Here is a 9,406-nt window from a genome sequence, read left to right on the forward strand (position 1 = left end):
GTTCCGCACTCCATTGTGCGGGTCGGCACCGACAGTGCGGCGCGGCGGCCGGCGTCAGCCGCGGCGGCCCCGGCCACGGCCCTTGCGGCCCTGCTCGTCGCCGGCGTCCCCGTACTCCCCTTCGCCGTACGAGCCCAGCAGCTCGTCCGCCAGCGTGGGCAGGTCGTCCAGCGGGGTCTCCTCGGCCCAGTCCGAACGCGGCCGGCGGCGGGGCGTGCCGTCGGCGTCGATCTGCGGCATCTCACGCGTGCGGTCCTCGGTGCCGTCGAGGCCCGCGCCGGAGCGCTCGTCCCGGAAGTAGCCGGGCGGCACCCGGCCCCCCGGACGCTCGTCCCGGACCGGCGGCAGCACGGCCGTCTCGTCGGCGGCGCCCACGGGGGGCACCGGCGGCAGGACCGCCGTCTCGTCCGCGGCGCCGGGGGCGTCCGTCGGCTGCGGCAGCTCGGTGGTCACCTCGGCTTCGGACTGCGCACCCCGGGCACGGCCGGCGGCGCCGTCGCGCTCCTCACGCACCGGGCGCAGCACCGCGGTCTCGTCCGCGGCGCGCTCCGGCCCGTTCCCGTCGCGCCCGCCCGGCGACACGGCCGGCGTCGCGACCGTCGCCGCGTCCGCGGCCACGCCCGGCGCGGACGGCCGGGGGGTGCTGGGCCTGCGGGCCGCCACGTCGGCCGCCGCCGCGGCCTCGGCCGCCTGCCGCCGGGCCTCCTCGGCCCGCAGCAGTGCCTCCTCGGCCTTGCGCTGCGCCTCCAGACGCCGGGCGTCCTCCTCGGCGCGCACCCGGGCCTGGCGGGCCTCCTCCTCGGCGCGCAGCCGTGCCTCCTCCTCGGCCTGCCGGCGCCGGCGCTCCTCCTCCGCCTTGCGACGGGCCTCCTCCTCGGCGCGGGCCTTCTCCTCGGCGAGGAGCCGCTGCCGCTCCTCCTCCGCCCGCCGGTGTGCTTCCTCGGCCCGCTGCCGGGCCTCCTCCGCCTGCCGTTCGGCCTCGCGGCGCTGCGCCTCCTCCAGCTCGCGCCGCTTGCGCTCCTCCTCCTCGGCGCGCAGCTTGGCGAGCTGCTCCTGGCGCTCGCGCTCCAGCCGCTCCTCCTCGGCCTTGCGGGCGGCCTCCTCCTCCGCCTTGCGGCGGGCCTCCTCCTCGGCCTTCCTGCGGGCTTCCTCCCGGGCCTGGATCTCGGCCTCGGACAGGGGCAGGACGGTGTCGAGGCGGTGCCGGATCACCGTGGTGACGGACTCGGGTTCCTGGCCCGCGTCCACGACGAGGTAGCGGCCGGGGTCCGAGGCGGCCAGCGTGAGGAAACCGGCCCGTACGCGCGCGTGGAACTCCGCGGGCTCCGACTCCAGCCGGTCCGGCGCCTCGGTGAACCGCTCACGGGCGGTCTCCGGGGAGACGTCGAGCAGGACGGTCAGGTGCGGGACGAGCCCGTCGGTCGCCCAGCGGTTGATGCGGGCGATCTCGGTCGGCGACAGATCGCGGCCGGCGCCCTGGTAGGCGACGGAGGAGTCGATGTAGCGGTCGGAGATGACCACCGCGCCGCGCTCCAGGGCGGGACGTACGACGGTGTCGACGTGCTCGGCGCGGTCCGCCGCGTACAGCAGCGCCTCCGCGCGGTGCGACAGGCCGGCCGAGGACACGTCGAGCAGGATGGAGCGCAGCCGCTTGCCGACCGGCGTGGCCCCGGGCTCGCGGGTGAGGACGACCTCGTGGCCCTTGGCCCGGATCCACTCGGCGAGCGCCTCGGCCTGGGTGGACTTGCCGGCGCCGTCGCCGCCCTCGAGGGCGATGAAGAAGCCGTTGGTCGCCGGTGTCTGGTCCGGGTCGTCCCCGCCGAGCAGGGCGTCCTTGAGGTCCTGGCGCAGCGGTACGCCGGAGCGGTCGTCGACCTTGGCGAGCACCAGCGCGGCCACCGGCAGCAGCAGCGCGCCGACCAGCATCAGCGTGAAGGCCGCGCCGCCGTGGGCGAAGACGAACTTGCCGTTCTCCAGCCGGTGCGGGCCGATCAGCGCCGCGACCAGGGGCGCGACGATGACGCCGAGCGCTATGAAGACCCGGACCACCGCATGCAGGTGCTCGGTGGTGCGCGCCCGGCGGTATTCCTCGGTCTCCTGGTCGAGCAGGGCGTGCCCGGTGTTGGCGGCCACGCCCGCGGCGACTCCGGCCAGCGTGACGATGAGCAGCACGGTGGTGACGTCCGGGACCAGCCCGGCGGCGAGCAGCGCGATACCGGTGAAGGCGATCGCGAGGGCCAGCAGCCGGCGGCGCGAGAGCGAGGGCAGCACGGCGGGGGCCGTGCGGATGCCGACGGCGACACCGCCGGTCAGGCCCAGCACCAGCAGGCCGTAGAGGACGGGGCCGCCGCCCAGGTCCTTGGTGTGCAGGACGCACACCGCGACGGCGGCGGCGATGGCTCCGGCGACCGCGGCGCAGGCCGGGACGAGCAGCGGGATGGCGCCCGTGCGGCCCTTGTCGACGCCGGTGCCGGTGCGCGGGCGGCGCAGGCCCTCCAGCGGGGAGCGCGGGCGCGGGGTGCGCGTGCCGGGCAGTTCGAGGAAGGTCAGCAGGGACAGGGAGGCGGCGAACAGGCCGGCCGCCACATAGGCGCCGAGGGCCGCCTGGTGCTGGTCGAACCAGGCCAGGCCGGTGCCCAGCAGGTTGTTCAGCAGGGCGGCGGCGACCAGTGCGGCGGCGGCCAGCGGGACCGCGAGGAAGCTGGTGCGCAGCGCGAGGCGGCGCAGGGCGTCCAGGTGGTCGGGCAGCGGCCGGACGGTGGCGCCCTCCGGGGGCGGGGCGGGCAGCAGCGCGGGGGCCGCGCTCTCCCGGCACACCGTCCACAGCCGCTCGGCGATGCCGGCGACGAAGGCGGTGACGAGCAGGACCGCGAGCGCGTTGTCCGGGGTCCAGTCGATCCACAGGGGCGCCACGATCAGCAGCGCGGCGCGCACGCCGTCGGCGCCGACCATGGTCCAGCGTCGGTCGAGCGGGCCGTCCTGGGCGGTGAGCGAGGTCAGGGGCCCGAGCAGGACCGCGCCGAAGAGCAGCGTGGCGAGGACACGCGCCCCGAAGACCGTCGCCACTGCGAACGCCACGCCCCGGTAGCCGCCGCCGAAGGTGCCTTCGACGATCGCCGCCTGGAGGGCGAGGAGGACCAGCACGAGGAGGGCGAGGGTGTCACCGACACCACTCACCAGCTGTGCGCTCCACAGTCGCCTCAACTGCGGTCGTCGCAGCAGGGAACGGACGGCGCGCTCGCGGGAGTCCGCGACGAGGGCGTCGTCCGGTGCTGTGGTGGGGGCCGTTGGCTGCTCGGCTCGCGTCATGCGTTCAGCCTATCCGCAGCCACGGACACCACACCTCGCCTCTCCTGGCATGCGCACGCCCCGACACCAAAGTGATGCCGGGGCGTTCGATTCGCGAAGCCGCGGAGGGGGTCCGCCGGGTCCGCGGGAGGTGCCGACGGAGTGTCAGCCCTCCGCGCCGGAAGCCGTCGCCTTCTTCGCGGCGGTCTTCTTGGCGGTCGTCTTCTTCGCGGCGGTCGTCGTCTTCTTCGCCGCCGTCTTCTTGGCCGCGGTCTTCTTCGCCGGGGCGGTCTTCTTGGCCGCCGCCTTCTTCGCGGTCTTCTTGGCGGGACCCTTGGCGCGCTTCTCGGCGAGCAGCTCGAAGCCGCGCTCCGGGGTGATCTCCTCGACACTGTCGCCGGAGCGCAGGGTCGCGTTGGTCTCGCCGTCGGTGACGTACGGACCGAAGCGGCCGTCCTTCACCACGACCGGCTTTCCGGAGACCGGGTCCTCGCCCAGTTCCTTCAGCGGCGGCTTGGCGGCCGCGCGGCCACGCTGCTTCGGCTGGGCGTAGATCGCCTGCGCCTCCTCCAGCGTGATCGTGAAGAGCTGGTCCTCGGTCTGCAGCGAGCGCGAGTCCGTGCCCTTCTTCAGGTACGGGCCGTAGCGGCCGTTCTGCGCGGTGATCTCCACGCCGTCGGCGTCCGTGCCGACGACCCGCGGCAGGGACATCAGCCTGAGCGCGTCGTCCAGGGTGACGGTGTCCAGCGACATGGACTTGAAGAGGGAGGCCGTACGCGGCTTGACCGCGTTCTTGCCGGTCTTCGGGGTGCCCTCGGGGAGCACCTCGGTGACGTACGGGCCGTAACGGCCGTCCTTGGCGACGATCGTATGACCGCTGGCCGGGTCGGTGCCCAGCTCGAAGTCGCCGCTGGGCTTGGCCAGCAGTTCCTCGGCCAGCTCGATGCCCAGCTCGTCGGGCGCCAGGTCGTCCGGGATGTCGGCGCGCTGGTGCTGCTCGGTGTCCTTCTCGCCGCGCTCGATGTAGGGGCCGTAGCGGCCGACGCGGAGCACGATGTCGTTGCCCACCGGGAACGACGACACCTCGCGCGCGTCGATCGCGCCCAGGTCGGTCACCAGCTCTTTGAGGCCACCGAGGTGGTCCCCGTCGCCGTTGCCGGCCTCGGCGGCGCTGCCCACGCCGTTGTGCCCCTCGCCGAAGTAGAAGCGCTTCAGCCACGGCACGGCCTGGGCCTCGCCGCGGGCGATGCGGTCGAGGTCGTCCTCCATCTTGGCGGTGAAGTCGTAGTCGACGAGCCGCCCGAAGTGCTTCTCCAGGAGGTTGACGACGGCGAAGGACAGGAAGGACGGCACGAGGGCCGTCCCCTTCTTGAACACGTAGCCGCGGTCGAGGATCGTGCCGATGATCGACGCGTACGTCGACGGGCGGCCGATCTCGCGCTCTTCCAGCTCCTTGACCAGGGAGGCCTCGGTGTAGCGGGCCGGGGGCTTGGTGGCGTGGCCGTCGACCGTGATCTGCTCGGCGGACAGCGCGTCGCCCTCGGAGACCTGCGGCAGCCGGCGCTCGCGGTCGTCCAGCTCGGCGTTCGGGTCGTCGGCGCCCTCGACGTAGGCCTTGAGGAAGCCGTGGAAGGTGATCGTCTTGCCGGAGGCGCTGAACTCGACGTCCCGGCCGTCGGCGGCGGTGCCGCCGATCTTCACGGTCACGGAGTTGCCCGTGGCGTCCTTCATCTGGGAGGCGACGGTCCGCTTCCAGATCAGCTCGTACAGCCTGAACTGGTCGCCGGTCAGACCGGTCTCGGCGGGCGTGCGGAAACGATCACCCGAGGGGCGGATCGCCTCGTGCGCCTCCTGGGCGTTCTTGACCTTCCCGGCGTAGGTGCGCGGCTGCGGGGGCAGGTAGTCGGCGCCGTACAGCTGCGTGACCTGGGCGCGGGCGGCCGACACGGCGGTGTCGCTCAGCGTCGTGGAGTCCGTACGCATGTACGTGATGTAGCCGTTCTCGTACAGCTTCTGGGCGACCTGCATGGTCGCCTTCGCGCCGAAGCCGAGCTTGCGGCTCGCCTCCTGCTGGAGCGTCGTCGTACGGAACGGGGCGTACGGCGAGCGGCGGTACGGCTTGGACTCGACCGCACGCACGGAGAAACGGGTGTCCTCCAGCGCGGCGGCGAGGGCGCGGGCGTTCGCCTCGTCGAGGTGGAGGGTGTTCGCGCTCTTGATCTGCCCGAGGGAGTCGAAGTCGCGGCCCTGCGCGACGCGCCGGCCGTCGACGGTCTGCAGCCGGGCCACCAGCGACGACGGGTCGGACGAATCGCCCGTGCGGCCGGTCGCGAAGGTGCCCGTCAGGTCCCAGTACTCGGCGGAGCGGAAGGCGATGCGCTCGCGTTCCCGCTCGACGACGAGCCGCGTCGCGACGGACTGGACGCGGCCGGCCGACAGGCGCGGCATGACCTTCTTCCACAGGACCGGCGAGACCTCGTAGCCGTAGAGGCGGTCGAGGATGCGGCGGGTCTCCTGGGCGTCGACCAGCTTCTGGTTGAGCTGGCGCGGGTTGGCGACGGCCTCGCGGATCGCGTCCTTGGTGATCTCGTGGAAGACCATCCGCTTGACGGGGATCTTCGGCTTGAGGACCTCCTGGAGGTGCCAGGCGATCGCCTCGCCCTCCCGGTCCTCATCGGTGGCGAGGAAGAGCTCGTCGGACTCCTTCAGCAGGTCCTTGAGCTTCTTGACCTGGGCCTTCTTGTCGGCGTTGACCACGTAGATCGGCTGGAAGTCGTGATCGACGTCCACACCGAGGCGGCGGACCTCGCCGGTGTACTTCTCCGGCACCTCCGCGGCGCCGTTGGGAAGGTCCCTGATGTGCCCGACGCTCGCCTCGACGATGTAGCCGGGGCCGAGGTAGCCCTTGATCGTCTTCGCCTTGGCAGGCGACTCGACGATGACGAGTCGGCGGCCGCCCTGTGCGGTCTCGCTGGTCGGGGACAACTTGGCTCTTCTCTCCGGTCGACGCTTTGCCCTCCCCAGGCGTTCGTCCCGGGGTCGCGGCGTGCTTCTGGCTCGTGTGACGCTGCGGAGTGTGACGGTACATCCCGCTCCCGTGTCAAACGGGAAAAGCCCACAACGGCCACTCGAACGGTAACCCGACTACCGGCATTCCTGCCGCCCGGACTGCCGGGTACCCCGCCGGCGCCTGTCCGGAGCGTGATGCTCCCCTTACTCTCGCGGCATCGTCACGACCGCGCGCCCGCCGACGTCAGAGGCGGGTCAGGCAGTACACACCCAGGGCCAGCGCGACCGTGCCGGCCAGGCTCGCGAGGGTCGCCGATGCGACCCGGCTCACACCGTGGGCCACCGGCTCGCGGCGGCGCAGACGAATTCCCGTCCACGCCAGCAGACCCCCTCCGAACAGGGCGAACACCAGTCCCGCGAAGATCGCCGGTGCGCTCTCCATCCCCCGCCCACCTCTTCCGTCCGGTTCGGCTCTGCCCAGCGCGGGGAGGGTGCCACGCCAGGGAGACCGGCGGGCGACATCGAGGTGAACGGAAGATCGACCCGTCACCCGTGGCCCGGACGGAGTGGAGGGCCCCGGACCGCGGACATATTTTTCCGGCCTTTTTCACGCCACCCGTGCGTCAGGGCTCCGGGCGGGCGCACGCCCCGGCCCGTGCCACCGGCATACGACGGTGGTCCGGGCGGGGCCGCCGGGGGGCGCCCGGTGTCAGCGGACCGGCTCCAGGAAGCCCTGCTCCACCAGCAGGCGGATCTGCGCGGGCGTCTGGTCGCGGAGCACCACCGGGTCCTCGCCCATGAGCTGGGCGATGGCGTCGAGGATCCGGCCCGCGCTCAGCGAGCCGTCGCAGACGCCCGCGAACCCGGCGCCGACCGTGTCCACCTTCGTGGCCCGGCGCATGCCCCGGTGCTGCCGGAGCACCACGTGCTCCGGGTCCTCGGCGCCGGGCAGCCCGACCTGCTCCTGGACCACTTCGGCGGTGAGACTGAAGTGGCTCGCCAGCAGCGCCGCGTCGTCGTGCTCCCGGAGGTAGTCGAGCCGCTCGAAGTGCGCCCGGACGGCGTCCCCGAGGGGCTGCTCGACCGGGTGCGGCCACTCCTCCACCGTGACGCTCGGTTCGGCGGCCCCGGTCCTGCGCAGGGTGATCCAGCCGAAGCCGACCGCCTTCACCTTGCGCGCCTCGAACTCGTCGAGCCAGGCGTCGTAGCGTGCCTGGTACTCCGCCGGGTCCCCGCGGTGGTCACCGGCGTCCCGCAGCCACAGCTCGGCGTACTGCGTGACGTCCTGCACCTCGCGCTGCACGATCCAGGCGTCGCACCCGCGCGGCACCCACGACCTGAGCCGGTCCTGCCAGTCCTCCCCCGCCACGTGCTGCCAGTTGGCGAGGAACTGCGCGAACCCGCCCTCGTTCAGCCGTTCCCCCGCCTGCTGGACGAGCGAGCGGCACAGATCGTCCCCGCGCATGCCCCCGTCCCGGTAGGTCAGGCGGGCGCCCGGGGAGATGACGAAGGGCGGGTTGGAGACGATGAGGTCGAACGTCTCGTCGTCGGCGACGGGCTCGAACAGGGAGCCCTCGCGCAGCTCCGCGGCGGGGGCGCCGGAGAGCGCGAGCGTGAGCGCGGTCATGTGCAGTGCGCGCGGGTTGAGGTCGGTCGCCGTCACGCGCGTGGCGTGCTGGGCGGCGTGCAGCGCCTGGATGCCGGAGCCGGTGCCGAGGTCGAGGGCGGAGCCGACGGGCGTGCGGACCGTGATGCCGGCGAGGGTCGTGGAGGCGCCGCCGACGCCCAGGACGACACCCTCGTCGCGCTGTCCGATGCCGCCGGCGCCGCCGACCGCGCAGCCGAGGTCGGAGACGATGAACCAGTCCTCGCCGCCGGGACCGCCGTACGGCCGTACGTCCACGGTGGCGGCCAGCTCGTCGCCGCCCACACAGCGCAGCCAGCCGGCCTCCAGGGCCTCCTCGACGGGCAGCACGGCCGCCACGCGCGCGTGGGGCACCGGCTGCTGGAGGAGGAACAGCCGGACGAGGGTCTCCAGCGGGGTGTCGCCGCGGGTGGCCCGCAGGGCGGGCACGGTCTCGCTGCGGGCCAGCGCCGCGTAGGCGGGGGCGCCGAGCAGGTCCAGCAGCCCGTCGGCGGTGAAGGAGGCGGCCAGCAGCGCGTCCCGCAGGCGCGCGGCGGCCCCGGGCCGGTCGGAAGCGGGCAGGGGTGCGAGTCCGGAGTCAGTCACGCCCCCCATTGTGTCCCGTGGCGGCCGGGTCAGCCCTTGGCGGCCGACGGCGACGCGGAGGTCTTCGTGCAGCCCCGCTGCTGGGTCACCGCCTCGTTGACATCGCCCTTCTCCAGGCTCTGCAGGGCGGTGATCGCGCCGTCGTACTGCACCGACACCGCCTTCATCCGCTCCGAGAGGTCGCTCAGACCGGAGGCGAACTTCGTCTGGTTCTTGGTGTCGAGCCCGTCGACCCGCTTCTTCAGGTCCGCGTAGGCCGCGGACAGGGCCGTGAGCTTCTTGACGGCGTCCTGCTGCTTCCGCTTGCCGTCCTCGATACCGGGGGGCGCTCCGGCGTCGATGAGGGTGCCGGCACGGGCCTTGAAGCCGTCGGCCAGTTCCTGGAAGGCCTTCGAGTCGGTCTTCTGGACGTCCTTCGGCGGACCGTCCTTGGCCACCGCCGCGAGGGCGTCGAAGGCCTCCGAGATCTTCGACTGCTGAGCGGGCAGCGGGTCGCACACCGTCTTGGCCCAGGCCACGAGCTTGGGGTCGGGCCCCTTGTCTTCGCTGCTGGTGCATCCCGACAGCGCCACCACGAGTACCGCACCGCCGGACAGCGCGGCCGTGAGCTTCTTGTTCACCGGATCGGTCCCTTCCATGGCTCTCGGCCCCCGGAATCTACACGGCAGACCGACACCCTCCACCCACCGGACGGAGTAAAAGTCAGCTTTTGTGACTCTTCGCACCATGAGAGAGAAGGCTCACCACGTGGGCGGCCCCACGGGCGAGCCGCACCAAGGAGACGGGCGGGGGGGGGGGGCGGGCCCCCCCCCCCCCCCCCCCGGGGGGGGGGGGGGGGGGGGCGGCCGACCCAAACACCCCCCGGGGGGGGGGGGTTGG

At 73.3% G+C, this 9,406-nt stretch carries 5 protein-coding genes; all 5 read right to left on the bottom strand.

The features are described from left to right. Window positions 1–54 precede the first annotated feature (54 nt). The 5 genes from tmk to ACF08B_RS34945 all read right to left on the bottom strand — a co-directional run bounded on the left by tmk (window position 55) and on the right by ACF08B_RS34945 (window position 9,147). Window positions 55–3,309 carry a dTMP kinase gene (gene tmk / locus ACF08B_RS34925; RefSeq protein ID WP_392321051.1) on the bottom strand — a complete coding sequence of 1,085 codons (3,255 nt, stop codon included), beginning with the start codon at window positions 3,307–3,309 and terminating at the stop codon, window positions 55–57. Window positions 3,310–3,453: 144 nt separating this feature from the next. Further along, a complete protein-coding gene (gene topA / locus ACF08B_RS34930) occupies window positions 3,454–6,273 on the bottom strand; it encodes a type I DNA topoisomerase (RefSeq protein WP_392321052.1) in 2,820 nt (939 codons plus the stop codon). Between the two features lie 268 nt (window positions 6,274–6,541). Then, window positions 6,542–6,739 (bottom strand): hypothetical protein, encoded by a 198-nt coding sequence (locus tag ACF08B_RS34935; RefSeq protein WP_392321053.1) that lies wholly within the window; start codon window positions 6,737–6,739, stop codon window positions 6,542–6,544. A 267-nt stretch (window positions 6,740–7,006) separates the two neighbouring features. Next, on the bottom strand, window positions 7,007–8,536 hold the full coding sequence (locus ACF08B_RS34940) for a methyltransferase (RefSeq protein WP_392321054.1): 1,530 nt from the start codon (window positions 8,534–8,536) through the stop codon (window positions 7,007–7,009). A gap of 20 nt (window positions 8,537–8,556) precedes the next feature. Continuing rightward, a complete protein-coding gene (locus ACF08B_RS34945; protein WP_392321055.1) occupies window positions 8,557–9,147 on the bottom strand; it encodes a small secreted protein in 591 nt (196 codons plus the stop codon). Window positions 9,148–9,406 lie beyond the last annotated feature (259 nt).

It is taken from the genome of Streptomyces sp. NPDC015139, from assembly GCF_043079785.1.
GTDB lineage: Bacteria > Actinomycetota > Actinomycetes > Streptomycetales > Streptomycetaceae > Streptomyces > Streptomyces albidocamelliae.